This window comes from Oscillibacter sp. CU971, from assembly GCF_905219725.1.
Taxonomy (GTDB): domain Bacteria; phylum Bacillota; class Clostridia; order Oscillospirales; family Oscillospiraceae; genus Oscillibacter.
Genome location: NZ_CAJMXG010000020.1, coordinates 1 through 26002, shown reverse-complemented (window position 1 = coordinate 26002; position 26002 = coordinate 1). Strand labels below are relative to the sequence as shown.

At 64.0% G+C, this 26002-nt stretch carries 20 protein-coding genes and 2 pseudogenes; 11 read left to right on the top strand and 11 right to left on the bottom strand.

Features of this window, described 5'->3' with window-relative positions:
- The 8 genes and pseudogenes from JX325_RS03150 to JX325_RS03115 form a co-directional block, all read right to left on the bottom strand.
- Window positions 1–221, bottom strand: a pseudogene (locus tag JX325_RS03150) (cupin); the annotation flags it as partial.
- A 156-nt stretch (window positions 222–377) separates the two neighbouring features.
- Entirely contained in the window at window positions 378–1727 is a 1350-nt protein-coding gene (gdhA, locus tag JX325_RS03145) for an NADP-specific glutamate dehydrogenase (RefSeq protein WP_204789730.1), read from the bottom strand.
- Between the two features lie 240 nt (window positions 1728–1967).
- Window positions 1968–2750, bottom strand: coding sequence for a cell wall hydrolase (locus tag JX325_RS03140; protein WP_204789729.1), 783 nt, complete (start codon window positions 2748–2750; stop codon window positions 1968–1970).
- Window positions 2751–2908: 158 nt separating this feature from the next.
- Complete coding sequence (locus tag JX325_RS03135) at window positions 2909–3643, bottom strand: type 1 glutamine amidotransferase (protein WP_204789728.1); 735 nt, start codon at window positions 3641–3643, stop codon at window positions 2909–2911.
- Between the two features lie 3 nt (window positions 3644–3646).
- Complete coding sequence (locus JX325_RS03130; RefSeq protein WP_204789727.1) at window positions 3647–4969, bottom strand: Mur ligase family protein; 1323 nt, start codon at window positions 4967–4969, stop codon at window positions 3647–3649.
- Complete coding sequence (locus tag JX325_RS03125; RefSeq protein WP_204789726.1) at window positions 4966–5631, bottom strand: cyclase family protein; 666 nt, start codon at window positions 5629–5631, stop codon at window positions 4966–4968. Before JX325_RS03125 ends, JX325_RS03130 begins: the two co-directional genes overlap by 4 nt.
- A gap of 67 nt (window positions 5632–5698) precedes the next feature.
- On the bottom strand, window positions 5699–7564 hold the full coding sequence (gene mnmG / locus JX325_RS03120) for a tRNA uridine-5-carboxymethylaminomethyl(34) synthesis enzyme MnmG (RefSeq protein ID WP_204789725.1): 1866 nt from the start codon (window positions 7562–7564) through the stop codon (window positions 5699–5701).
- 4 nt (window positions 7565–7568) lie between these two features.
- The gene (locus JX325_RS03115) at window positions 7569–7787 is read right to left on the bottom strand and encodes a helix-turn-helix domain-containing protein (protein ID WP_204789724.1); all 219 of its coding nucleotides are present in this window, start codon (window positions 7785–7787) and stop codon (window positions 7569–7571) included.
- A gap of 77 nt (window positions 7788–7864) precedes the next feature.
- On the opposite strand from JX325_RS03115, the gene JX325_RS03110 reads away from it, so the two are divergent.
- Window positions 7865–8062, top strand: a complete 198-nt coding sequence (locus JX325_RS03110) for a hypothetical protein (protein WP_204789723.1) — start codon at window positions 7865–7867, stop codon at window positions 8060–8062.
- On the opposite strand, the gene JX325_RS03105 is transcribed toward JX325_RS03110, so the two are convergent.
- Window positions 8043–8906: a metallophosphoesterase gene (locus JX325_RS03105; protein WP_204789722.1), complete on the bottom strand. Its 864-nt coding sequence runs from the start codon at window positions 8904–8906 to the stop codon at window positions 8043–8045. The two genes, JX325_RS03110 and JX325_RS03105, sit on opposite strands and share 20 nt — an antisense overlap.
- A gap of 2003 nt (window positions 8907–10909) precedes the next feature.
- On the opposite strand from JX325_RS03105, the pseudogene JX325_RS03100 reads away from it, so the two are divergent.
- Window positions 10910–13027, top strand: a pseudogene (locus JX325_RS03100) (sodium-translocating pyrophosphatase); the annotation flags it as partial.
- Between the two features lie 78 nt (window positions 13028–13105).
- Here the strand turns inward: JX325_RS03100 and JX325_RS03095 are convergent.
- Both JX325_RS03095 and JX325_RS03090 read right to left on the bottom strand, forming a co-directional pair.
- Window positions 13106–13714 carry a single-stranded DNA-binding protein gene (locus tag JX325_RS03095; RefSeq protein ID WP_204789721.1) on the bottom strand — a complete coding sequence of 203 codons (609 nt, stop codon included), beginning with the start codon at window positions 13712–13714 and terminating at the stop codon, window positions 13106–13108.
- Between the two features lie 105 nt (window positions 13715–13819).
- A complete protein-coding gene (locus JX325_RS03090) occupies window positions 13820–14941 on the bottom strand; it encodes a DUF362 domain-containing protein (RefSeq protein ID WP_204789720.1) in 1122 nt (373 codons plus the stop codon).
- Between the two features lie 206 nt (window positions 14942–15147).
- On the opposite strand from JX325_RS03090, the gene JX325_RS03085 reads away from it, so the two are divergent.
- The 9 genes from JX325_RS03085 to JX325_RS03045 all read left to right on the top strand — a co-directional run bounded on the left by JX325_RS03085 (window position 15148) and on the right by JX325_RS03045 (window position 25409).
- Window positions 15148–16212: a D-alanine--D-alanine ligase gene (locus JX325_RS03085; RefSeq protein ID WP_204789719.1), complete on the top strand. Its 1065-nt coding sequence runs from the start codon at window positions 15148–15150 to the stop codon at window positions 16210–16212.
- A gap of 42 nt (window positions 16213–16254) precedes the next feature.
- A complete protein-coding gene (murF, locus tag JX325_RS03080; RefSeq protein ID WP_204789718.1) occupies window positions 16255–17640 on the top strand; it encodes a UDP-N-acetylmuramoyl-tripeptide--D-alanyl-D-alanine ligase in 1386 nt (461 codons plus the stop codon).
- A 13-nt stretch (window positions 17641–17653) separates the two neighbouring features.
- Window positions 17654–19552, top strand: a complete 1899-nt coding sequence (locus JX325_RS03075; RefSeq protein WP_204789717.1) for an ABC-F family ATP-binding cassette domain-containing protein — start codon at window positions 17654–17656, stop codon at window positions 19550–19552.
- Window positions 19549–20316, top strand: coding sequence for a YdcF family protein (locus JX325_RS03070; protein ID WP_204789716.1), 768 nt, complete (start codon window positions 19549–19551; stop codon window positions 20314–20316). The genes JX325_RS03075 and JX325_RS03070 overlap by 4 nt, the downstream gene beginning before the upstream one ends.
- A 25-nt stretch (window positions 20317–20341) precedes the next feature.
- Window positions 20342–20839 (top strand): hypothetical protein, encoded by a 498-nt coding sequence (locus JX325_RS03065; protein WP_204789715.1) that lies wholly within the window; start codon window positions 20342–20344, stop codon window positions 20837–20839.
- Window positions 20840–20884: 45 nt separating this feature from the next.
- Window positions 20885–21946 (top strand): peptide chain release factor 1, encoded by a 1062-nt coding sequence (gene prfA / locus JX325_RS03060; RefSeq protein ID WP_204789714.1) that lies wholly within the window; start codon window positions 20885–20887, stop codon window positions 21944–21946.
- Window positions 21943–22221: a hypothetical protein gene (locus tag JX325_RS03055; protein WP_204789713.1), complete on the top strand. Its 279-nt coding sequence runs from the start codon at window positions 21943–21945 to the stop codon at window positions 22219–22221. The genes prfA and JX325_RS03055 overlap by 4 nt, the downstream gene beginning before the upstream one ends.
- An 11-nt stretch (window positions 22222–22232) precedes the next feature.
- Window positions 22233–23894, top strand: a complete 1662-nt coding sequence (locus JX325_RS03050; protein ID WP_204789712.1) for an L-threonylcarbamoyladenylate synthase — start codon at window positions 22233–22235, stop codon at window positions 23892–23894.
- Between the two features lie 108 nt (window positions 23895–24002).
- Window positions 24003–25409: an aminopeptidase gene (locus tag JX325_RS03045; RefSeq protein WP_204789711.1), complete on the top strand. Its 1407-nt coding sequence runs from the start codon at window positions 24003–24005 to the stop codon at window positions 25407–25409.
- Window positions 25410–26002: the final 593 nt, after the last annotated feature.

Genomic DNA, 26002 nt, shown 5'->3' with positions numbered 1-26002 from the left:
GTGGGGTGGGCGTGGGTTCCGATGGCTTTGCCCGGGGCGACGCGCACCAGATGGCAGCTGAACAGCCCGCCAGTCTCCCGTTTGGTGATAAGGTGCTTGAGCTCCACGCCCTCGAAATCCGGGTGCGGGTTCCAGGGCAGGTCCCCGAAGGCGGCGTCCGCCCCCGGGAGGCGCAGGCGCCCAGAGGCGTCAAGCTGGTCAAACAAATTTGGATGTTCCATATGCAATGCTCCTTTCCAATGTGACAGGCGCCTGTCTGCTGCCAGCGTACCACGAAGCGCCGGGCGTGCCTTGTACAAAATTGCCCTTTCCACGCCCAGGCGCAAAAAACGCGGCTCCTACGGACAAACCGCAGGAGCCGCGTTTCTTGTATGTTGTCAGATCAAGCCCTGGGACAGCATCACGTCGGCTACTTTCATAAAGCCCGCGATGTTGGCCCCCAGCACCTGGTCGCCGGGTTTTCCGCACTTCTCGGCGGCGGTGTAGATGTTGTGGAAAATGCTGGTCATGATGGTTTTCAGCCGCCGGTCCACTTCCTCGAAGCTCCAGGCGTAGCGCATGGAGTTCTGGCTCATCTCCAGGCCGCTGGTGGCCACGCCGCNGGCGTTGGCGGCCTTGGCGGGGGCGAAGAGGACGCCCGTGTGCTGGAACTCCTGAATGGCCTCCGGACGGCAGGGCATGTTGGCCCCCTCCGCCACGGCGAGGCAGCCGTTTTTCACGATGATTTTGGCGGTTTCCCCGTCGATCTCATTCTGGGTAGCGCAGGGCAGGGCGATGTCACAGGGCACGTTCCAGATGCCCCGGAAGCCCTCGGTATAGGTGCTGCCGGGAACCCGGTCCGCATACTCCTTGATGCGGCCCCGGTGGCCCAGCTTGATGTCCTTCACCACGTCCAGGTCGATACCCTTGGGGTCGTGGATGTAGCCGTTGGAGTCGCTGAGGGCCACGACTTTCGCGCCCAGCTCCGTGGCCTTCTGGCAGGCGAAGATGGCCACGTTGCCGCTGCCGGAGATGACCACCGTCTTGCCCTGGAAGCTGTCGTTTTTCATCTTGGACAGCATCTCCTGGGTCAAATAGCATAATCCATAGCCCGTGGCCTCCNTGCGGACCAGANAGCCGCCGAAGGAGAGGCCCTTGCCCGTCAGCACGCCGGCGNCGTAAGTCCCCCGGACCCGGCGGTACTGGCCGAAGAGGTAGCCGATCTCCCGGGCGCCCACGCCGATGTCCCCGGCGGGCACATCCACAAACTGGCCGATGTGCCGCTGGAGCTCCGTCATGAAGCTCTGGCAAAAGCGCATGACCTCCTCGTCGCTCTTGCCCTTGGGGTCGAAATCACTGCCGCCCTTGGCCCCGCCCATGGGCAGGGTGGTAAGGCTGTTTTTCAAAATCTGCTCGAAACCCAGGAACTTCAGGATGGAGAGGTTCACCGTGGGGTGGAACCGGAGCCCGCCCTTGTAGGGACCGATGGAGGAGTTGAACTGGACCCGGTAGCCCCGGTTTACCTGGACCTTCCCCTGGTCGTCCACCCAGGGCACCCGGAAGGTGATGACCCGCTCGGGCTCCACAAAGGTCTCCACGATCCCCTTCTTCTCATACTCGGGATGCCGGTCGATGATCTGGTCCAGGCTCTCCAGAAACTCCAGCACCGCCTGGTGGAACTCCTTCTGGTCCGGGTCCCGGGTGACCACCTGGGAGTAAACCCGCTGTAAATATTCGCTCTTCAACATAAAACCGCCCCTTTGTCCGGCCCTGTCCGCCGTCTTGTAGAATGCCCGCGGCAAGGGAGAATATTCCATTTTCTGGGAGCTTTGGCGTAAAAACAGGCCGGGAAATTTCCTGTCTATAGAATATAGGAAAAGCGGGGGTCCGCACAAGAAATAAATTGACTAAANTGCGGGGGAATTTTTGTGCCCATTTAAAGCGATTATCACAAAAAAGCCCCGGCGGAGGCCCGCCGGGGCTTTCGGTCACAGGTAGAAGCGGTGGCAGCCGATGGTCTGGCGGTAGGTGCGGCTGGAGTCGATCCAGCTTCCCTGGGACAGGGCCGGGGCGAAGAAGTAAAGGGCGTCCCCGGCGGTGTTCTCCCCGGACAGGGCCCGCCGGGCCGCCTCCCGGGAAAGCTCCGTGGGCTCGCTTCGCACCGTGCCGTTGGCCACGGGCTCGAACTGCACGCCGTGTTCATCGTCAAAAATGACCTCCGGGACGCTGTCGGGGAAGTCCCCACTGGCCACCCGGTTCAAAACCACGTTGCCCACGGCGATCTGTCCCTCCAGGACCTCGCCGCCGCTCTCGGCGTGGATGATGCGGGAGAGCCAGTAGTAATCCATGGCGTCGTGCGCCGCGCCGGGGGAGGTCACCGCCGCGCCCCCCAGCCAGGGGTCCCATCGGACATCCGCGCCCAGGGCCTCCGCCGTGAGGCGCAGGGGCACGTAGGTCTGGCCCTCCACCACGTCTATCACGCAGGGATAGCCGGTTCCGTTGACGGTGAGGAGATTGCCGTCCGGGTCCGCGGAGAGGGACGCGTCCTCAGAAGCGGCCCGGGCGCAGCCTGCAGAGGCGTCCCACCAGACGGACCAGTCCCCCAGGGACTCCAAAAGCTCCCGAAGGGGGACGTACGTGGTCCCCTCTTCCACATAGGCGGAGGCCCCCAAAAACTCGCCGTCCACCTGGAAATTGGCGGGCCGGGCGGCCTGGACGGGGAGGCACAGGGCGGCGGCGGCGAGAAGTCCGACAAAGAATCTTCGTTTCATATCGTTTCCTTTCTTGTGCGGATTTTCAAGTCTGCATTCTTTCGCACCCTTTCAAGATACCGGAAACGCCGCCTCGGGGCAACCCTCAAATTCTGGAGATCGAGGGAGGGGCTGGAAAAAAGGAAGAGCCGGGACGTCCCGGCTCCTCCTGTCCTCGCTTATTTCGCCTGGGCCCGCAGGCGGAGCTGCTCCTCCGTGACGGCGTAGGCCTGTTCCGCCCAGCGGTCCAGGGGCCGGTCCACGGGGAGGGGCTTCCCCCGGCGGGCGTAGATGGCGGCGGCCACCGTCTCCAGCAGCTTGGGGTTCTTCACCAGCAGGGGACCCGTCAGCTGGGAGGCGAAGACGTTCTTCCAGTGGAAGCCCTCCGGGCCCCGCTCCTTCCCGTTGCCAAAGCCCAGGTCCAGCCCGGTCAGCAGCGGCGTCTCCACGCCGGTGACCACGCCGCACTTGTTCATGAAGCCCACCACCGCCTCGGGGTACAGGTCCGTATGGCCGTACACGTCCCCCACGATGCGCCGCTTGCCGTGCTCCGTGGTGAAAGAGGCCAGCCCCAAGCCCTCGTAGGCGCTTNCATCCGCCTCCTTCACGGTCTTGCCGATAAGGTCCATGGCCGTCCCGGCGAAGAGCATGGCGGCGCAGTCCCCGGCGGCGGCCTTCAGCGGCTGCGCGTAGCGGGCGAAGTCCTCCATAGCGGCCCTGGCGGCCCGCTCGGTGCCCGCGCCCATGCAGAAGAAGTCCCCCTTGGCAATGTCCGTCCCGCCGCCGGGGAGGACGGACTNCACGGTGACGTCACAGTCCAGGCGCTCCAGGTNGCGCGGCAACGCCAGCACATTGGCATAGCTTCCATAAAGGCTCATCAGGTCCGGGTAAAAATGGATGATCCGCACGTCCATGCCTCACCCCTCCTTTTCCACGCGGCTGAGGATCTTGTCCCGGTCGGAGAAGCAGGTAACCACGTAGAGCTCCTCGTCTCCGGCGCTTTTCAGCGNCGCCNNCGCGNCGGCGATGTCCGTCTCCACGGACCAGTTCTCCAGCGCCGTGTAAGAAAACCGCTCCGCCAGGTCGTTGCCGTACCGGCCCGCCAGTACCACCCGCTTTACGTGCGGGACATTCAGCTGGTCAAAATCAATGTCCCACAGCCAGCTGGTTTCGCTGGTAAAGTACTTCCGGCTCACCGCGTCCACAATGACCAGCACCACGCAGTCCCGCTTTGAGGCGGCGATGTAGCGCAGGTTCGTATCGTAGGCGATGGAGTTTTCGTGCTTGCTGGTCAGCAGGGTCCCGTGGCGGGCCCCCAGGCGGAAGGTCTGCATCCGGCCNTTTTTCAGNNAATANTTGCCCAGGACGGCGGCGGCGGTATCGCCGGACACGCCGCACTCCCGGCACGCGGAGTAAGCCGCCAGGATGTTGTAGATGTTGTAAATGCTGCGGAAGGCCAGGGCGATTTCCACGCCGCCGTCAATGGTCACCACGGCCTTTTCCAAATCCACCGCCGTGACGGCGTAGTCCGCGGCGGGCTTTTTATGGCCGCATTTCGTACAGCGGAAAGCCCCGATATGGTTGTAATGCACGTAGTCATACTCCATGGGGGCATGGCACACCGGGCAATAGGCCCCGTCGTGATAGGCCCCCGTGGGAGTGTCCGCGGAGATGGAGCACTTGTCCAGGCCAAACCATTTGACCGCTTCCCGCCCCCGGGCAAAGCAGGAGGACAGGGGGTCGTCGGCGTTCAGAATCAGCTTCGTCTCGGGGTGGAGGGCCGGGAGGAGCGCGTCATAGACCCACTCCGGGTGCCCGTTCCGGGTGAGCTGGTCCCGGTAGAGGTTGGTGATGACGAATTCCGTGGGGTGGAAAAACTGGAAGGTGCGGGCGGCGTAGCGCTCGTCGGACTCGATGAGCAGCACGTCGGCCCTCACCGCTCCCCCCAGCGTGGCGTGGGTCAGCACCAGGGTGGTCACGCCCTCGATTTGGTTGGAGCCCTCCTCATTGTAGACCACGGTCTTCCCGTCCGCCCGGAGGACGGCGGCGATCATTTCCACCGTGGAGGTCTTTCCGTTGGACCCGGTGACGGCGATGANGTGCCGGGGCAGCTCCACCCTCCGGAGGATGTCCGGGCAGATTTTCAGGGCGAACTTCCCCGGCATGGAGCTTCCCTTGCCGATGAGCTTGCCCACAAAATGCCCCAGCTTGCAGACTATGATGGCAAAAAGCTTTCTCACCGTCTCCTCCTTTCCGCCTCATTGGCCTCCCGCAGCTCCGCGAACGCGCGGACAGGAGCGCCGTCGGCGTCCTCAAACTTCATAGGCAGGGCGAAGAACAGGAAGTCCTTCCGTCCCCGGACCTTTTTCAGGCACAGGTTTTCAATGCTCACCACACTGTCCTTCAAAAGAATGTGGTGGATGGGCAGATGGCTGTCCGACATCCGGTCGATGCTGATGGCGTCGGTGCCCACGCCCTTCAAGCCCCGGGAGACCAGATATCTCGCCGCCGCCTCGTCGGGGACGGGGAAGGCGTCCTCCAGGAAGCCCTCCGTCCCCCAGCGGCCCTCCCANCCGGTGTAGAACAGGATGAAGTCCGCGCAGTGGATGGCCTCATAGTTGGCCCGGAGGAACTCCTCCGTGATGACGGGGCCCTCCTGAGACACGTCCAGCACCGTGGCCCGGCCGGAGAACTGGGACATGGGCATATCGTCCAGGGTCCGCCCGTCCTGCAAAAGGTGGGCGGGGGCATCCATATGGGTGCCGGTGTGGGAGGAGAGGGTCAGCAGGGTCTCCCGGAAGCCGTCCCGGGTGAGGGTGCAGGCGGGAGCCAGGGCGGGGACCGGCGTGCCGGGGAAGATGGGGATCTCCTGGGTGATGGTGTGGGTCATGTCGATCAGCATAGGGCGGCGCTTCCTTTCCGATTCATATTCAGTATGGACGGTTTCCGCGGCCTGAAAACCGCGGCCTTCATTTTTCCAGGTAAATCATCAGGGCGGCGATATCCGCCGGGGAAACTCCGGAGATGCGGGACGCCTGCCNCAGGTCCAGGGGCCGGACCGCCGCNAGCTTCTCCNTGGCCTCCAGCCTGAGGCCCTGGATCGAGCTGTAGTCAATGCCGTCCGGCAGACGGTGGGAGGCCATTTTTTTGAAATCCTCCACCTGGCTTTGCTGGCGGCGGATGTAGCCCTCGTACTTCACGGAGATTTCCACCTGTTCCCGCACGTCCGGAGGCAGGTCCGGCCTTCCCGGGTCGAAGGGAGCCAGCTCGTCNTAGNGAATCCGAGGCCGCCGCAGCAGGGCGTCCAGCGGGCTGCCCCCGGCGGCGTCCGCCGTGTCCTTGGAGGCCAGGAAGGCCGACAGTTCCGGCGACGGAGAGGCCCCGGTGCGGGCCAGGCGCTTGATTTCCCGGCTGACCGCGGCGTACTTCTCCTCCACGGCCCGGAGGCGTTCCCCGCTCACAAGGCCCGCCTCATAGCCCCGCCTGGTCAGCCGCAGGTCCGCGTTGTCCTGGCGGAGCAGGAGCCGGTATTCGCTCCGGGAGGTCATGATGCGGTAGGGCTCGTTGGTGCCCTTNGTCACCAGGTCGTCGATGAGGGTGCCGATGTAGCTCTCCGCCCGGGAGAGGACGAAGGGGTCCTGCCCCCGGAGCTTCCGCACGGNGTTGACCCCGGCCATGAAGCCCTGNACCGCCGCCTCNTCATNGCCGGAAGAGCCGTTGAACTGCCCCGCGCCGTAAAGCCCGGGGACGGCCTTGACCTCCAGGGAGGCGCTGAGGGCCAGGGGGTCGATGCAGTCGTACTCGATGGCGTAGGCAGGCCGGGTCATCACCGCCCGGCGGAGGCCCGGGACGCTGTGGAGCATCTGGATCTGCACGTCCTCCGGCNTAGANGAGGAGAAGCCCTGGATGTAAAGCTCCTCGGTGTCCAGGCCCATGGGCTCCACGAAGAGCTGGTGGCGGAGCTTGTCTGGAAAGCGGACGATTTTTGTTTCAAAAGAGGGGCAGTACCGGGGCCCCACGCCCTCGATGAGGCCGGAGTACATGGGCGCCCGGTCCAGGTTCTCCCGGACCACCCGTTTTGTCTCCTCCGTGGTCCAGGTGAGCCAGCACACGGCCCGGTTAAAGGGCGGGTCCTTGGTGGAGTAGGAGAAGGGCACGGGCAGCCCGTCTCCGGGCTGGACCTCCATCTCGTCAAAATCCACCGTCGCCGCGTGTACCCGGGGGGGCGTTCCGGTCTTGAAGCGGCGGAGGGGGAGGCCCAGTTTTAAGAGCGAGTCCGTCAGCCTCCCGGCGGCGTGCATGCCGTCGGGACCGGAGTCCTCCACCCACTCGCCCACGATGGTCCGGCCCGCGAGGTAGGTCCCCGTGGCCAGGATCACCGCCCGGGCATGGAACGCCGCCCCGGTGGCCAGGACGGCGGCAAAGCCCCCGCCCTCCAGCGGGCGGAGGGCCGCCACTTCCCCCTGGCGGACGGTCAAGCGCTCCTGCCGCTCCAGGGCGCGCTTCATGCGGCCCTGATACTTCCTTCGGTCCGCCTGGGCCCGGAGGGACCAGACGGCGGGGCCCTTGCCCTTGTTCAAAAGGCGGTACTGGATGCAGCACTCGTCGGCGGCTTTTGCCATCTCGCCCCCCAGGGCGTCCAGCTCCCGGACCAGGTGCCCTTTGCCCGTGCCGCCGATGGCGGGGTTGCAGGGCATGTTGCCCACCGCGTCCAGGTTGATGGTGAAGATGATAGTCTCCATTCCCAGGCGGGCGGCGGCCAGGGCGGCTTCNATGCCGGCGTGGCCCGCGCCGATAACGGCGACGTCGAATGTTCCGGCGTGAAATTCCCGCATCGCTTCAGCTCCTGTGGGCGGATCGGTTCTCCGTCCGGCCCATCAGCCAGTCTACGGAGACATCATAATAGTCGGCAATCCGAAGCAGTTTTTCATATCTTGGGTAGCCGCCTAATTCCATGTCCTGATAGCCCCGGAAGGAAATTCCGATTTCCGCCGCCACGGCGGTTTGGGACATGTGCAGCTCTCTTCGCAGCATGCGGACTCTATCAGAAAATTCCATAAATCCCCCTCGATAATACGCGAGTATTTGCGCTGTTATAAAATTATACAAGAATTCGAGCAAACGGAGGCTTTATTATGACAGAGATCCCCCAAATCGTGGAAGGCCTCTATTTCCAGCAAGTCACCATCCCGGACAAAAAGGACTGGCCGGACTATCTCCGGGGCGACCCGGCGGTGATCCGGGGATTGTATTCCTTTTATTACGGCCTCCGCATGGGTTCCCAGATCTCCGACGCCCTGCGGGAGGAGACATTTACTCTCTCCGAAGAGTGACCACCGCCACCTCCGGGCGGTTGAACAGCCGGAAGCTGGGCCCCGTGTTCCCCAGGCCCCGGGTGACGAACAGCGTGGACCCGTTTTTCTCATACAGCCCCGCCGTATAGCTGGGGANCAGCGATCGGTCCGTGGACACCAGCCCGTCGGTGAAGGGCAGGCGGATTACGCCGNCGNGGCCGTGGCCGGAGAGCACCAGGTCCGCTCCCAGGAGGCTGTACTGCTCCGGGAAATGGTCGTTCCGGTGGGCCAGCAGCATCCAAAAAGCGTTTTCTCCATAGGCGGCGCGGACTTCCTCCGCCACCGCCTCCGGGGACTTCTGGTCCGCGTAGCCGTTGGGATCGTCAATCCCCGCCAGCACCGCCGTGTCCCCGTTCCGCTCCAGGGCCAAAAACTCGTTGGACAGCACCGTCACGCCCCGGGCCTCCAGGGCCTTTTTCAGCTCGGGCACGTCCCCCACGGCCCATTCGTGGTTTCCGGTGACGTAGTAGGTGGGGGCGATGCCCGCCAGGCCCGCCGCCGTCTCTTCCGCGTAGCCCTCCGGCACATCACGGAAGGCGTCCAGCAGATCCCCCACCAAAAAGATATATTCCGGCTCCTGGGCCTTCACGGCTTCCAGGAGCTTCCCGTTTTTCCCGCCGAACCAGGTGGAGTGCAGATCCCCCAGCACCACGGCCCGGCAGCCGTCGAAGCCCGGGGGCAGGTCCCGGAGGACGGCGCTGAAGGAGGACACCTGCAACGCCGTGTTGTCCCAGTGGACATAGAGTCCTGTCAGCGCCGCGAAAACCAGCAGAAACAGCAGTCCCCGCCCCCGCCGCCGACGTGGTTTGGAACGCCTCTCCATAGACACCTCCGTGCCGTCAAACGGCGATGTTGCCTTGATTTTTTAAGTATAGCACAGGGAGTATTTCCCTGGCGAGAGGAAAAATACACAAAGAAGGGCAGAGGGATACAGAAAACTTCGTTCGCCCCGCCGCAAAAAGGACGACCTTAGGGCGGGGTGACGAAACCTGTCGGGGAGAAATGTGAAATTTTTATGAAATACAGAAAATTCCACTTGCGTTATGTTGACCGGTGTGGTATAGTACTTTACAGATATTTCAAGAGAGGAGATTACAGATATGAGAATTTTTGCACAAGCGCTGCCTGACGATTTGGACGACATGATCTTTCTGGATGAGCCTTGGACTCACAGCGATCGCTGAAAACCGGAAGCCACGCCGTCGGCGTGGATTTTTCTTTTTCCGCGAATCGGGCCCCCGCGCCCGTTGACGATATGACGGTCCCCGGAAAACGGCGGCCGCAGCCTCTATCATATTGCCTCGCACTGAGACCCCTTGCAAGAAAGACCACCGCGAACGGAACCCACGACGGGTTCCGTTCATTTTATTGGAGTTTTTCCGCCTGCCGGGAGCCTTCCCCGGCCTGCCGCCAGATGCTGCGGCGGGCCGGGGCGCTTTTTTCCGCCGGGTGCCAAATGATGTATGAACACGTCAAAAAAAGCGTCGAAAAATCGTGGTTTTTTTGAAAAATTTTCATGGCGTTTNGCCGCCGGATATGATACATTTGAACTAGGCCTTGTTTGAAAAATGGCAAAACGCCGTCTTTGGGCATCTTTTTCCGCCAGGACTGCGTTGATTTGACTTGAAATCCGTCAGGATTCCCGCGTCAAATCGCCTTGCCTGGCAAAAAAATCTGCCCCAATCCGGCATTCCGCCAATTTTCAAACAAGGCCTAGGAAAAGGTTGCGGACAGCCGCTTTCCGGAGAGCCGGAGCAGCCAGTCCGATGAAAGGGGGACGGCGTTATGCGGAAGACCATAGCCGTGATGCTCTTCGCGCTGCTGCTGGCGGGCTGCGCCGCGCCCGCGGGGGAAGCGCCCGCCTCCNCNTCAACGGCTTCCGCCGTCCGGGCCNCGCCCGCGCCGGAGGTGGAAAATATGAGCTCCTCCATGGTGGAGTCCTCCGCCCGGCCCTTACCGGAGGAGGAAGTCCTGGCGGCCTATGAGCGGGCCGAACGGATCTACGGCTGGTTTGACCTGGCCCCCCTGCCCTCCTCCGGCCAGCCCTCCTCCGTAAACGGCAGGACCTACTACCCGGTCGACATGGAGGGCATCGTGGAATTGGAGGATTTGCGGACCTATCTGCGGGGCGTGTTCTCCCAGGAGCTGACGGACCGCCTGCTGAGCNGAGAGGCCGCCCGGATCTCATACCAGGACGTAAACGGCATTCTCTGCGTATNCGGCGAGAGCCGGGAGCACAACGCCGGAAAGNGCCGGATTCGCGTGGAGGCGGAACAGCTGGAGGANACGCTCTATTCCGNTAACGTGATGGTGGAGCTCTTGGGCGAGGACGGAGAAACCGTCGTGGGGCTGGAAAGCTGGTCGTTTCCTTACGCTTTCGTAAACGACCGCTGGGTCTTCACGGATTTCCGGCTGGTCTATTAATTCCATAAAAGCAGAAAAACGCGCGCCCCTTGGACAAATTACGGTCCAAGGGGCGCTTTTCGTAAAGCGGTGCGTGGGCCAAAGCCGCCCCGCCCGGAGGTGAGCGCAAAAAACTACGCAAATTTTTCTTTCTTTGCGTAACATTTTGAAATTCCGCCGCGGATGGCTAAGCAGATTGTTATGAAAATATCAAAATTTGCGCTATCAAATCAGCAATTTTACGAAAATTTTCCTGGATACTAAAGCAATATGCCCATATTTACCAGATTATTTTTGTCTAATTGTAAGAAATACAACGTTTGCGTAAGAAAAAGTGAATTAATCTCTTGAAAAAATGTTCGTATATGTTACAATAAGGCTACCCACTCAAGGGCTACAAAACCAAAAGGAGGAGAGAAATTGATGGAAAACTTGTTTTGGATCGGTTTTATAGGCGCGCTGGTCGCCGGACTTTTTGCCGTTATGCAGGCAAAAAAAGTGCTTTCCTACTCAGAAGGCAGCGAAAAAATGCGTAAAATCGCGGCAAATATCCGCTCTGGTGCAAACGCTTACCTAAAGCAGCAGTACACCACGGTGTTTAAGGTCTTCATCGTGGTCTTCGTCATTCTTCTGGTCATCGCCTTCGCCACCGGAGGCAGGATGCTCTCCAAGTTCACTCCCTTCGCCTTCGTCACCGGCGGCATCTTCTCCATGCTGGCGGGCTTCATCGGCATGAAGATCGCCACCAACTCCAACGCCCGCACCGCGCAGGCTGCCTCCGAGAGCCTGAACAAGGGCCTGCGGGTGGCCTTCTCCTCCGGCTCCGTCATGGGCTTCACCGTGGTGGGCCTGGGCATGCTGGACATTACCATGTGGTTCTTCCTGCTGCGCTACACCTTCGGCATCAACGACCCCGTCGCCCTGGGCAACATCATGGTCATGAACGGCATGGGCGCGTCCTTCATGGCCCTCTTCGCCCGCGTGGGCGGCGGCATCTACACCAAGGCCGCCGACGTAGGCGCGGACCTGGTGGGCAAGGTCGAGGCGGGCATCCCCGAGGACGACCCCCGGAACCCCGCCACCATCGCCGACAATGTGGGCGACAACGTGGGCGACGTGGCCGGAATGGGCGCGGACCTCTACGAGTCCTACGTGGGCTCCATCCTGGCCACCTTCGCCCTGGGCGCCGTGGGCGGCTACGGCTGGAACGGCATGCTGCTCCCCGTGGCCCTGGCGGTCTGCGGCATCATCTGCTCCATCTTCGGCTCCTTCCTGGTGAAGACCAAGGAGGACGCCACTCAGGAGTCCCTGCTGAAGAGCCTCCGCACCGGCACCTACACCGCCGCCGTGCTGGCGGCCGTGCTGGCGGCCCCCCTGACCTACTGGATTCTTGGCAGCTGGGGCGTGTACATCGCCATCCTCTGCGGCCTCATCGGCGGCTGCGCCATCGGCTACTTCACCGAGTACTACACCTCCGATACCTATAAGCCCACCCAGGAGCTGGCGGCGGCCTCCGAGACCGGCTCCGCCACCATCATCATCGGCGGCGTCTCCCTGGGCCTGAAATCCACCATGACCTCCATCATCATCGTGGCCGTGGCCGTACTGGTGAGCTACTTCGCCGCCGGCGGCACCGTTCAGATCGTGGACGGCGCGGGCCACTTCACCGCCGCCTTCAACCGTGGGCTCTACGGCATCGGCATCGCGGGCGTGGGCATGCTCTCCACCCTGGGCATCACCCTGGCGACGGACGCCTACGGCCCCGTGGCCNACAACNCCGNCGGCATCGCGGAAATGAGCGGCCTGCCGGAGACCGTCCGCCAGCGGACCGACGCCCTGGACTCCCTGGGCTACACCACCGCCGCCACCGGCAAGGGCTTTGCCATCGGCTCCGCCTCCCTCACCGCCCTGGCCCTGCTGGTCAGCTATGTCAACATCGTCCAGGACAACACCGATGAGATCCTGAACTTCACCCTCACCAGCCCCACCGTCCTGGTCGGCCTCTTCATCGGCGCCATGCTGACCTTCGTCTTCACCGCCGAGACCATGAACGCCGTGCAGAAGGCGGCCCAGTCCATCGTGGTGGAGGTCCGCCGCCAGTTCAAGGAGATTCCCCGCATCATGGAGTACAAGGCCGAGCCGGACTACGCCTCCTGCGTGGGCCTGTGCACTAAGGGAGCCCTCCACGAGATGGTGACCCCCGCCGTGCTGGCCATCGTGGTGCCCATCCTCACCGGCCTTGTCCTCGGCCCCACCGGCGTGGTGGGACTGCTGGGCGGCGTGTCCGTCTCCGGCTTCGCCATGGCGGTGTTCATGTCCAACGCCGGCGGCGCCTGGGACAACGCGAAAAAGTACATCGAGACCGGACACCACGGCGGCAAGGGCTCCGACCAGCACAAGGCGGCGGTGGTGGGCGACACCGTGGGCGACCCCTTCAAGGATACCTCCGGTCCCTCCCTGAACATCCTCATTAAGCTGTGCTCCACCGTGTCCATCGTGTTCTCCGGCCTGATCCTGGCCTTCAACCTGATGAGCTTCCTGTNATTGCTTTGCTTCCTTCCTTTTCCTTTTAACGGGGCGAGGGCCCTCCGCGGTAAGCGGAGGGCCCTCGCCCCATTCTCATGCCTCCGGCTCCTCCGGGTCCAGCAGGCGCATCNTGGAAACCTCGTAGGCCGTCCGCTCCTCCGTCTCCCCGGATTCCAGGGCCTTGTGGTATGTACGGCTCTGGACCCGCCCCTCCAAGGCCAGGGGGTCCCCCACCCGGAGGCGGCTGGCCTTCACCGCCAGCTGGCCCCAGGCGATGACCGGCAGGTAGTCCGCCCGTCCATAGCGCCGAGGCACCGCCAGCATCAGATCGCAGATGCTCCGGCCCAGGGGGGTCCGGCGGAAAATGGGGGGCTTGCACAGCGCGCCGGAGAGGGTGATCTGATTCTGGGGCTCGTCCAGTCCCGGCTGGAGCTCCTGGGCGTAGACCGTCAGCACCAGGCGGCTGCCCACGCCGCTGCGGTTGTTGAAGGAGCGGAGCTGGCCCCGGACGCGGAGGAGCCGTCCCTCCGCCGCCTGGGCGGCCAGGCCCCCGGGCAGCAGCACCGGCAGCAGGTCCACCTGGCCGCTGAGCCGGGGGACCTGGAGATATAAGCGGTAGAACTGCGCCCCGTGGTTTTGGTGGGACCACTCCGGCTCCCCCAGGGCCAGGCCCTCCAGCAGCACTTCNTTCTTTGGCGTCATGTTGTCCACCTCTCGGTCGTGATACCGCATTGTATGAGGAGGAGGAGACGGATAGAACCGGAAAAAGAGGCGCGGCTTTCAGCCGTGCCTCTTTCGATGCATTGGTCAGATTTTAATGAGCTCGTACTTCCGGGACCCAAGCCCCAGCTTCTCCGCGTGCTCCAGGCAGGACTGCCAGTGGGTATCCGGGTGGGCCGCCTGGAAGACGTCGCCGNANTTACAGTCGAANCCCTCGTCAAACAGCACGGAGNCCGGCNNNGGGGGCTGGGCCACCACCGCGTCGGCGCAGGCCTGGTCCAGGGCCACGGGNTCGAAGGAGGCGAACATGCCCACGTCTGCGGCAATGGGCACATCGTTCTCCCCGTGGCAGTCGCAGTTGGGGGAGATGTCCAGCACCAGGGAGACGTGGAAGCAGGGCCGCCCGGCCACCACAGCCTTGGTGTACTCGGCGATTTTCTTGTTCANGATGGTGGGGGCCTCGTCATAGAGAAAGTCGATGGCGTCCTTGGGGCAGACCGCCAGGCACCGGCCGCAGCCTACGCACTTGTCCATGTCGATGGAGGCCTTGCCGTCCGGCCCGAACTGGGGCGCGCCGTGGGCGCAGATTTTGGCGCAGGCCTTGCAGCCGATGCACNTCTTTTCCTTCACAAAGGGCTTGCCGGAGTTGTGCTGCTCCATCTTCCCCGCCCGGGAGCCGCAGCCCATGCCGATGTTTTTCAGGGCTCCGCCCATGCCCGCCTGCTCGTGGCCCTTGAAGTGGGTAAGGCTGACGAACACGTCCGCATCCATGACGGGCCGGCCGATTTTGGCCTCCTTCACATACTCGCCGCCTTCCACGGGGACCAGCACCTCGTCGGTGCCCTTCAGCCCGTCGGCAATAACCACATGGCAGCCGGTGGCGTAAGGGTGGAAGCCGTTGACATAGGCGGACTCCAGGTGGTCCAGNNTGTTCTTCCGCCCNCCCACGTACAACGTGTTGCAGTCCGTCAGGAAGGGCTTGCCCCCCTGGGACTTGATGAGGTCCGCCACGGCCCGGGCCCAGTTGGGCCGGAGGTAGGCCAGGTTTCCCGGCTCGCCGAAGTGCATCTTGATGGCGACGAATTTGTCCTCCATATCAATCTCGCCGAACCCGGCGGTCATCATCAGCCGGGCCAGCTTCTGGGGCAGGTTCTCCCGCCAGCTGGGGCAGCGGAAATCTGCGAAATAAACCTTGGAAGTCTCAGACATGATGGTCGTTCTCCTTTTCCGTATGGTTTGCGTGATTGTTTGGCACACAGTGTATCACATGGAGTACGGTCCATGTCAAGCCCTTTCCGGTATTTGGGGCGGGAATGTAAAAAAACCGTTTTGGCGGTTGTATTCACCGGCCGCTTGTGCTAAACTATAATGGATTATAATAAGATGAAAATAATACCATTGCTGGAGGATATCGCATGAAGATCGTCGTACTGGCCGGGGGCCTCTCCACCGAGCGGGCCGTCTCCCTGCTGACGGGCACCGGCATCTGCCGCAGCCTGCGGGAGCGGGGCCACCGGGCCATTTTAGTCGATTTGTTTCTGGGGGTGGAGGAGGTCCCGGAGGACCCGGAAGCCCTCTTTGACGCGGAGGACGGCCTGTGCCCCGACGCGAAAATTGAGAGCACGGCCCCGGATCTGGAGGCCGTCCGGCGGAGCCGGAAGGACCAGAGCCCCCAGGTGTTCGGCCCCCATGTGCTGGAGCTCTGCCGCCGGGCGGACATTGTGTTTCTGGGCCTCCATGGCCAGGACGGGGAGGACGGNAGGGTCCAGGCGGCGCTGGAGCTGCTGGGGGTGCCCTANNCCGGGTCCGGGTATCTGGCCTCCGGCGTTGCCATGGACAAGGCGGTGGCAAAGCGGGTCATGCTGGCCGAGGGCATTCCCACGCCGAAGTGGGGCATGCTGGAATACGGGCCGGAGGACGCCTGCCGCCTGGCCCAGGAGCTGCCCATGCCCTGCGTCATCAAATGCACCACCGGCGGGTCCTCCCTGGGGGTCTTCCTGCCGGAGGACCGGGCCGAGCTGCAGGACGCGCTGATGAACGTCCGGCAGTTCGGCGGAGAAATCCTCTGGGAGGAACGGATCTATGGCCGGGAGCTGACGGTGGCGGTGCTGGGGGACCGGGCCCTGCCCGCCGTGGAGACCACCCCCGCCGGGAAGGACTTCGACTACGCCGCCAAGTACCAAAAGGGCGGCGCCAGGGAGGTCTGCCCCGCCCCCCTGACGGAGGCGGAGGCCGCCGCCGCCGGGGAGCTGGCCCTCCGGGCCCACAAGGCCCTGGGCCTTCAGGTGTACTCCCGGACGGACATGATTCTGGACAAGGACGGAAAGCTCTGGTGCCTGGAGGCCAACTCCCTGCCTGGGATGACCCCCACCAGCTTCGTGCCCCAGGAGGCCGCCGCCGCGGGCATGAGCTACGCGGAGCTGTGCGAGGAGATCGTGCGGCTTTCCCTCCATATCAAGCGCCGCTGCTACATCAATTAAAAAGAGAAAGCGCGCCCCTCGGGGCGCGGGGAGGACGATGGAATGGAGCCCATGACTGCCCGCCAGATTGCCGGCGCCGTAGACGGCGTATGGCTGAACCCCGGAGAGAACGCCCCCGCCGTTACCGCGGTCTGCACCGACAGCCGCAGGCCGGAGCCGGGCTGCCTCTTCCTCCCCTGGGTGGGAACACGGTTCGACGGACACGATTTTATCGACGCGGCCCTGGACGCCGGCGCGGCGGGATGCCTCTGCGCCCGCGTACCGGAAAAGCTCCGGGAGGACAAATTTTACATCCAGGTCCCGGACACCCGGCTGGCCCTCAAGGCCCTGGCCTCCGCCTACCGGGACCAGTTTTCCATCCCGGTGATTCAAGTCACCGGCAGCGTGGGGAAAACCACCACCAAGGAGATGATCGCCGCCGTCCTGGGGGCGAAGCTCAAGGTCTGGAAGACCCCGGAGAATTACAACAACGACGTGGGAACCCCCCTCGCCCTGCTGGGCCTGACGCGGGAGCNCGAGGCGGCGGTTATCGAAACCGGNATGNACCACTTTGGGGAAATCGAATACCTTACGGAGATGGTGAAGCCGGACATTGCCGTCATCTCCAACGTCGGAGACGCCCACATCGAGTACCTGGGGAGCCGCCAGGGCATCCTGAAGGCCAAGTGCGAGATTTTCTCACACCTGAAAAAAGACGGCCTGGCCATCCTCAACGGAGACGACGCCCTGCTGGACACCGTGGCGGTCCCCTTCCGNACCATANGCTGCGGCNAGTCGGAACACTGCCAGGCCCGCATCAGCGAGATTTCCGACCATGGCGTGGAGGGCATCCGCTGCACCATTTCCACGGAAAAGGGCCGGAATTCCTTAAGCATCCCCGCCCCCGGGGAACACATGGCCTACGCCGCCGCCATCGCCGCGGCGGTGGGAGAGGCCCTGGGCCTGAGCCGGGAGGAGATTGCCCGCGGCGCGGCCTCCTATGTCCCGGCGGGAAGCCGCATGCGGGTCCTCCGCCTGCGGTCGCGGCGGATGATTCTGGACGACTGCTACAACGCCAACCCCCAATCCGTGGCGGCGGCCCTGGAAATTCTGGCCCGGACGGACTGCGACAAGCGGGTGGCCGTCTTGGGCGACATGGGAGAGCTGGGAGCCATCGGGAACCGGGCGNACTTCAACATGGGGGCCCTGGCCGCCATGCTGGGCGTCGATCTGGTGTTTGCCGTCGGCAGCGGAGACCTGGCGGGAAAAATCGCTGACGGCGTGGCCCTCAGCGGCGGGTCCGTGCTGTACTTCCCCACGAAGGAGGAAGCCCTGCCGGAGCTCCGGCGGCAGCTGGGGCCGGGGACCATCGTGCTGGTAAAGGCGTCCCACTCCATGAAATTCGGCTGGCTGGTGGACCGCCTGCAAGAAACGCAAACTGGAGAATGAATGACAAAACGCTATGATTGAGATACAGATCAACTCCCTGGTCAAGTCCTTTGAGGTGGGGCACAACGTCCTGGACGGCCTGACCTTTCAGATTGACCAGGGGGAGCGGGTGGGCCTGCTGGGCCGGAACGGCGCGGGCAAAACCACCCTGTTTCGCATATTGACGGGAGAACTGGACCACGACGAGGGACAGGTTTCCATCGCCGACCGCCACCGGCTGGGGCTCATCTCCCAGATCCCCGTCTACCCGGCGGGGTACACCGTGGAGGACGTGCTTCGCTCCGCCTTCGCCCGGCTGGAAAGCCTGGCAGGGGAAATGGAGGCCCTGGAGGGCCGCATGGCGGCGGGAGAATCGGACCCGGCGCTGCTGCGGCGCTACGGGTCCCTTGCCGAGCGGTTCGAGGTCTNCGGGGGCTATGACACGGACGTGGCGGTGAATAAAATCGCCAACGGCCTTTCCATCTCCCCGGAGCAGCGAAAGCAGCTGTTCGACAGCCTCTCCGGCGGGGAGAAGACCCGGGTGAACCTGGGCCGCCTCATTCTGGAGGACACGGACATCCTGCTTTTGGACGAGCCCACGAACCACCTGGACCTCCACGCCACGGAGTGGCTGGAGGAGTATATCCGGGGCTTCCGGGGCACGGTGCTGGCCATCTCCCACGACCGCTACTTCCTGGACCGGGTGGTCACCCGGGTCATTGAGATTGAGGGCGGCAAAGCGGAGTTCTACAGCGGGAACTACAGCTTTTACGCCGTGGAGAAGGAGCGCCGCTATCAGGAGCGGCTGAAGCAGTACCAGAAGGAACAGGCGAAAATTGAGCAGCTGGAAAAGGCGGCGGAACAGCTCCGGGTCTGGGCCTTCATGGGCATGGACAAGACCTACCGCCGGGCGGTGAACATCGAGCGGCGGATTGAGCGCATGCGCACCACCGCCAAGCCCACCAAGGCAAGGAAGATGGACGCCCGGTTTTCCACCGCCGAGTTCCACGGGGACGAGATGCTGGGCATCCGGAACGTGGCCAAGTCCTATGGGGATAAGCGCTTGTTTTCCGGCATCACCTTGAAGGCCGAGGGGGGGGAGCGCATCGCCCTCATCGGGGACAACGGGACGGGAAAGTCCACCCTCATCAAGATGATCATGGGGGAGCTGTACCCCGACGACGGGCGCATCAAGCTGGGGCCCCAGGCCAAGCCCGCCTACCTGCCCCAGATCATCCACTTTGACCACCCGGACTGGAATCTGGTGGAGAACATGATGGCCTCGAAACGGGGCCTCTCCGCCCAGAGCGCCCGGAACCGCCTGGCGGCTTACGACTTCCGGGGAGAAGACGTGTTTAAGCCTGTGTCGGTGCTCTCCGGCGGAGAGCAGAGCCGCCTGCGCCTTTGCATGCTGATGGACGGGGAGGTCAACTTCCTCATCCTGGACGAGCCCACCAACCACCTGGACATCGCCTCCAGGGAGTGGATTGAGGAGGCGGTGGAGTCCTACGACGGGACGCTGCTCTTCGTCAGCCACGACCGCTATTTCATCAACCGCTTCGCCACCCGGATCTGGGAGCTGGCGGAGGGGACGATTACAGACTACCCCTGCGGCTTTACCCAGTACCGGCAGATGAAGGCCCAGGAGGAGGCGGCGAAAATCGAGCCGCCGAAGCTCGCTAAGGAAAAAAACGAGCGCCCCGCCCGGGGAAACCGGGCCCAGCAGAACGCCCGGCGCCAGCTGACCATCTGCGAGCGGGACATCGCCAAGGCGGAGGAANANATCGCCGCCCTGGAAGCCGGCATGGAAGCCGCCGCCTGCGACTATGAAAAGCTGACCGAGCTCACCGCCCAGAGGGAGGCCGCCCAGGGAGAGCTGGACGCCCTCTATGAGCGCTGGGAGCAGCTCAGCGAGGAGGCCGGGGAGGCATGACGGCAAAAAGGCTCCGCCGGATTGGCCGGCTGGCCCTGGCCTGTGCCGGATTGGCGCTGGTGTCGATTCCAAACGGGATGAAATTCACCGGGTATCTCCTTCTGGGCACGCTGGCCATTTGGTATTGCGGGATGTATCTTCACCGCTGGGGGNAACGNTCCCGAAGGGGACAGGCCTGTTACCGCATTTTTCTCGCGGGCTTGGGCCTTGGCATCGTGTGCCTGGCGGGCATTGAGGCCGCCGTCGTCTTCCGGGGGGAGGCGGACAACTCCGCCATTCCCGTGGACGCGGTTATCGTCCTGGGGGCCGGGGTCANCGGTGAAACGCCGNCCGCGGCCCTGTGGAGCCGCATCCGGGCGGCGGAGGATTATCTGGAAATCCACCCGGACGTGCCGGTGGTCCTCTCCGGGGGACAGGGAGCCGGGGAGGCCATTTCCGAGGCGGAGGCCNTGCGCCGGGCGCTGTGGAAGGAGGACGGGGCGGAAAACGCCCGCCTGCTCCTGGAGGAGCGCTCCACCAACACGGCGGAGAATTTCCGGTTTTCCAAGGTCCTGCTAGAGGAGTGGGGGCTGGATACGGGGACGGCCACAATTGCCGTGGTGACCAACGATTTTCACTGCTTCCGGGCCCATATGATTGCCCGGAGGCAGGGCTTGAAGACCATCGACGTCCCGGCGGAGCTGCCTTGGTGGTGGCTCACCGCGAATTACTATTTACGGGAGGCCTTCGCCGTGGTGAAGACGAGCCTGTTTGACTTGAATTAACGGAATTAAAGGAGATGAACGCCAAGTGGCATGGAACAACGTGCTGTGCGTGTACTACTCCCGGACGGGAAACACACGGGCGGCCATGGAGGAAATTGCCAAAACCCTGGGGGCGGAACTGGTGGAACTCCAGGACAGCGTGGACCGGAGCGGCTGGGGCGGGTGGCTCCGGTGCGGCCTGGACGCCATGCGCCGGACTTTGCCGACCGTGAAGTGCCCCGCCCGCTTTCCCCTGACGGACTACCGCCTGGTCATCGTGGGGTCCCCGGTGTGGGCGGGGCGGTGCAGCTCCGTGGTCCGGAGTTTTTTGAAGGAAAACGGGAAGCATATCCGCAACGCCTCCTATGTGCTGACCCGGGGCTGCGAGGACAAGAACGAGGAGATTTTCGAGCAGATGGACCATTACGTCCCCTGCGGCCACCGGACGGCGGCGTCCCTGCGGAGCGGCTCCGTGGGCTACGCCTTCTGGCTGGAGGAGTTCCTCCGCCAGACCCAGGAATTTTTGCAGACCACGGGCCGGTAGGGTTCCCTCAAAGCGTGCCAAATCATCTTGTTTAGGAGGGGCCCTATGTTGGAAAGATTGAAAGAGCTGGCCCTCCGCCGGGAGAACCTGGAGGCTCAGCTGACGGACCCCGCCGTTTACGGGGACGGGAGAAAGCTGGCGGCGATTCAGCGGGAATTAAAGGAGCTGACGCCGGTGGTGGAGGCCGCCGGGTCCCTGGAGGCGGCGGAGCGCCGCCGGGCGGAGGCGGAAGCCCTGCTCCGGGACCCGGAGCTGAAGGCCCTGGCCCAGGAGGAGCTGTCCGCCGCCAAGGCGGAGGCGGAAGCGCTCCGGGAGGAGCTGAAACGTCTTCTCCTCCCCCGGGACCCCAACGACGGGCGGAACGTCATCCTGGAGCTTCGGGCCGGGGTGGGCGGTGAGGAAGCGGCCCTCTTCGCCGGGGAGCTGCTGCGGATGTACACCATGTACGCCCAGCGCCGGGGCTGGCGGGCGGAGGTCCTCAGCGCCAATGAGACGGAGCTGGGGGGCGTGAAGGAGGCCGTGGTCCTGATGGAGGGGGAGGACGTATTCTCCCGCTTGAAATTTGAAAGCGGCGTCCACCAGGTGAAGCGGGTCCCCGAGACGGAGTCCAGCGGCCGCATCCAGACCAGCACCGCCACCGTGGCCGTGCTGCCGGAGGCGGAGGAGGTGGACGTGGCTGTCGACCCGGGGGATCTCCAGATCGACACCTACCGCTCCTCCGGCGCGGGAGGGCAGCACGTCAACAAGACGGAGTCCGCCATCCGCATCACCCATCTGCCCACAGGGATGGTGGTCACCTGCCAGGACGAGCGGAGCCAGTATAAGAATCGGGACAAGGCCATGCGGGTCCTCCGCTCCCGGCTTTACCAGCGGGAACGGGAGAGCCGGGACGCCGCCGCCGCGTCCGAGCGGAAAAGCCAGGTGGGCGGCGGCTGGCGCAGCGAGAAGGTCCGGACCTACCGCTTCCTCCAGAGCCAGGTGGTGGAGCACCGGATCGGACTGACGGTGTACCGGCTGGACGCGGTGCTGAACGGCGATTTGGATGAAATCATCGACGCTCTGGTTACGGCGGACACGGCGGAGCGGCTGAAAGGCGGCGGGGCGTGAAGCGGGCGGCACGGCGCATGGCCCGGGCGGCGGGCGCGGTGCTGACGGCGGTCCTGGCGGGGCTGGAGGCTTTGCTGGCCTGGTCCTGGCGGCAGGGAACGCTGTATGTATCACGCTATGGAAGAGCGGAAAACCCCTATGCCGCCGAGGACGCGGACATTGCGGGAATCTGCGCCCTGCTGCTTTTGCCGCTGTGCCTGGGGGACCTGGCGTGGGCGGCGCGCGAGACGGTTTTGTGGTGGAAAACGCGGGCAAAAGCCCGAACGGAGAGATAGAGGCGAACAATATGCAGACGATTTATTATGATTTGCGGGACACGAAGGGACAGCAGAAGGAGATCGAGGACAAGATTTCCGCCGCCGCCAAGATTCTCCGGGAGGGGGGGCTGGTGGGCATTCCCACGGAAACGGTATACGGCCTGGGGGCCGACGGGACCAACCCCGCCGCCGTCCGGCGCATTTTCGAGGTGAAGGGGCGGCCCCAGGACAACCCCCTGATCCTCCACGTCACCGGGGCCCAGTGGCTGCCCCGGTACTGCGCGGACATCCCCCCGGTGGCCTACACCCTGGCGCGGAAGTTCTGGCCGGGGCCGCTGACCATGGTTTTAAAGCGCCAGCCCACGGTCCCTGACGAGACTACGGCGGGCCTGGACACCGTGGGCGTCCGCTGCCCCAACCACCCTGTCACCCTGGCCATTATCCGGGAGGCGGGGATGGCCATCGCCGCCCCCAGCGCCAACACCTCCGGCCGTCCCAGCTGCACCTCGGCCCAGGACGTGCTGGAGGATGTGGGCGGCCGGATCGACATGATCATCGACGGGGGAAGCTGCGCCGTGGGCGTGGAGTCCACCGTGCTGGACCTGACGCAGGAGCCTCCCCGGCTCCTGCGCCCCGGCGGACTGCCGGTGGAGGACATTGAGCGCCTCATCGGACACATCGACGTGGACCGGGCCGTGGCCGCCTCCCTCCGCCCGGACGAGCGCCCCGGCGCGCCGGGCATGAAGTACCGCCACTACGCCCCCAAGGCCCCGGTGACAGTGGTCACCGGCTCCCCCACGAACTCCGCCCGGAAGATCGCGGAGCGGGCGGGCCCGGGAAGCGGCGTCATCTGCTTTGACGAGTACGCCCATCTCTTTACCCAGCAGGTGGTCCGCACCCTGGGCCCCTGCAGCGACAAGCAGATTCAGGCCCAGCGGGTTTTCGAGGCCCTGCGGAGCTTCGACAGCTGCGAGGTGGAGGAGATTTTCGCCCAGTGCCCGGACAACCGCGGGCTGGGCCTGGCCATCGGCAACCGGCTGAAAAAGGCCGCGGGCTTCCACGTCATCAACGCGGACAGCCAGCGGATCATCCTGGGAGTCACCGGGGGCACCGGCGCGGGAAAAAGCAGCGCCCTCCAAGCCATCCGGGAGCTGGGGGGAAGCGTCATCGACTGCGACGCGGTCTACCACCAGGTGCTGAATGGCAGCGAGGAATTCAAAAACGCCATCAACGTGCGCTTCCCCGGCGTCTTCACCGNCGACGGCCAGCTGAACCGGAAGAAGCTGGGCCAGGAGGTGTTTGCCAAGCGGGACCGGCTGGACCAGCTGAACGCCATTGTCTCCCGCTTTCTCCTGCCGGAGCTGGAGGCCATGGTGGAGGCCGCGGAGGGCCTCTGCGCCCTGGACGCCATCAACCTCTTTGAAAGCGGGCTGGACCGTCTCTGCGACCGCACCGTGGCCGTGACGGCCCCCACGGAGCTGCGGGTGAAGCGCATCATGGCCCGGGACCACATCACGGAACAGTATGCCCGCCTGCGCCTCAACGCCCAGAAGCAGGACGAGTACTACCGGGGCAAATGCGACTGTGAGCTGAACAACGCCACGGAGTCTCCGGAGGAGTTCCGCCGGGACGCCTACCTGTTCTTCGAGCGGCTGGTGGAGGCTGTCCAGGAGGAAAAGCGCCACGGCTGACTTCTTTTCAAAAGGCTATAACGGCCTTTGATTCTGCGCCGCGGGATCTTTTTGAACGTCAGCCGGTGCGGCGGCAACTTTGATCACCCTTTATGGAGGTATTTTGCTATGGAAAAATCGGACTGCAAGGAGCTGAAGAAGCAGCTTCTCTCAACAAAGAAGAACGGCTACGACATCCTCACCGACGACGGCCGGGCGGCCATGGAGGACTACTGTGCCGGCTACAAGCGCTTTTTGGACGTGAGCAAGACGGAACGCCTCTGCGCCGCGGAAACCATCCGCCTGGCGGAGGCCGCGGGCTACCGGCCCTATGTGCCGGGAATGGCCGTGAATCCCGGAAACAAGCTCTACGTCTGCAACCGGGGCAAGGCGGTTATGCTGGCCCACATCGGGCAAAAGCCCCTCTCGGAGGGCGTCCAGCTGGCGGCGGCCCACATCGATTCCCCCCGGCTGGACCTGAAGCCCAACCCCCTCTATGAGGACAGCGAGCTGGCCTATTTCAAAACCCACTACTACGGCGGCATCCGTAAGTACCAGTGGGTGACCATCCCCCTGGCCCTCCACGGCGTGGTCATCAGGAAGGNCGGGACCAAGGTCACCGTCCGCATCGGCGAGGAGGAGGGGGAGCCCCGGNTGGTCATCACGGACCTTCTGCCCCACCTGGGGGCCGCTCAAAACAAGAAGCCCCTGGCGGAGGCCGTCCCCGGAGAAACGCTGAACTTGCTGNTGGGCAGCGAGCCCATCGGGAACGAGGAGGAGTCCGGCCGGGTAAAGCTGGCCGTCATGAAGCTGCTCCACGAGAAGTACAGCATTGTGGAGGACGACCTCGCTTCCGCCGAGCTGGAGGCCGTCCCGGCGGTAAAGGCCTGCGACATCGGCCTGGACCGCTCCTTGATCGGGGCTTACGGCCACGACGACCGGGTCTGCGCCTACGCCGCCCTCAAGGCTCTTTTGGACCTGGAGGAAACCCCGGTGAAGACCGCCGTGTGCATCCTGGCGGACAAGGAGGAGATTGGCTCCGACGGCGTGACGGGCATGCAGTCCGCCGCCTTCGACACCTTCATCGAAGACCTGTGCGCCGCCCAGGGCGCGGCCCTGCGGACCTGCTTTGCCAAGTCCTTCTGCCTCAGCGCCGACGTGACGGCGGCCTACGACCCCAACTACCCCGACGTGTTTGAGAAGCGGAACGAGTCCCAGCTGAACTACGGCGTGGGCCTGTGCAAGTACACCGGGGCCCGGGGCAAGTCCGGCGCCTCCGACGCGGACGCGGAGACGGTGGCCTATGTCCGGCGGCTCTTTGACCAGGCGGGAGTCATCTGGCAGATTTCGGAGCTTGGCAAGGTGGACGCCNGAGGCGGCGGNACCGTGGCCATGTATATGGCCAACCGGAACATCAGCACTCTGGACGCGGGGGTTCCGGTGCTGAGCATGCACGCCCCCTTCGAGACGGTTTCCAAGCTGGACTGCTACGAAACCNACAAGGGCNNGAGGGCCGTTTTCCAGGCAAAGGAATAAGATAAAAACAGGGCTGTGCCAAAANGCACAGCCCTGTTGATATGCGCGCGGTCAGCCCGCGGGCACCTTCGCGTCGACCCGGCAGCTGAGCCGGAGCCCCTCCAGAAGGTCGTAGGTAAAGTTGCCCGCTCCGTTGGTAAAGACCACCCGCCAGGAGAGAATGCCGTCCGTCCGCCCCTCCTCCTGAAGGGCGGCGGTATAATCGGCCNGGGTCTCTTCTCCGGACATATTGGAAAACAGAAATTGGACGGAGTCCCCCACCCAGGGAAGGATGTCGGAGAAGGCCTCGTCCCGCCGGAAGCAGGTGAAGTGATAGCCCTTTCCGGGGATCTCCGGGTCCTCGAACCGAACGGTGTAGGCGCTGGCCTGGTACAGGGGGAAGGGCAACTTGACGGTAAACACCGCCTCGTAGGGGGAATAGACGTCCACGGTAACCTCCGCCTCGTACTCGCCCGCGCTGGTAAACTCGCTGCCGTCCAGGCCCAGGGAATGGGCCGGGCCCGTCCCGGTATAGGTCCGCTGGATTCTCTCCTCCGGCTCGGGACCGGCGGGGGCTTGGGGAATTACCTCCTCCGGCGGGGCGGCCTTTTCCC

Bases quoted from the DNA above. Each gene is read 5' to 3' on its own strand.
- JX325_RS03115 (WP_204789724.1), bottom strand. From the start codon at position 7,787: ATGGAATTTTCTGATAGAGTCCGCATGCTGCGAAGAGAGCTGCACATG.
- prfA (WP_204789714.1), top strand. From the start codon at position 20,885: ATGTTGGAAAGATTGAAAGAGCTGGCCCTCCGCCGGGAGAACCTGGAG.
- JX325_RS03140 (WP_204789729.1), bottom strand. From the start codon at position 2,750: ATGAAACGAAGATTCTTTGTCGGACTTCTCGCCGCCGCCGCCCTGTGC.
- JX325_RS03110 (WP_204789723.1), top strand. From the start codon at position 7,865: ATGACAGAGATCCCCCAAATCGTGGAAGGCCTCTATTTCCAGCAAGTC.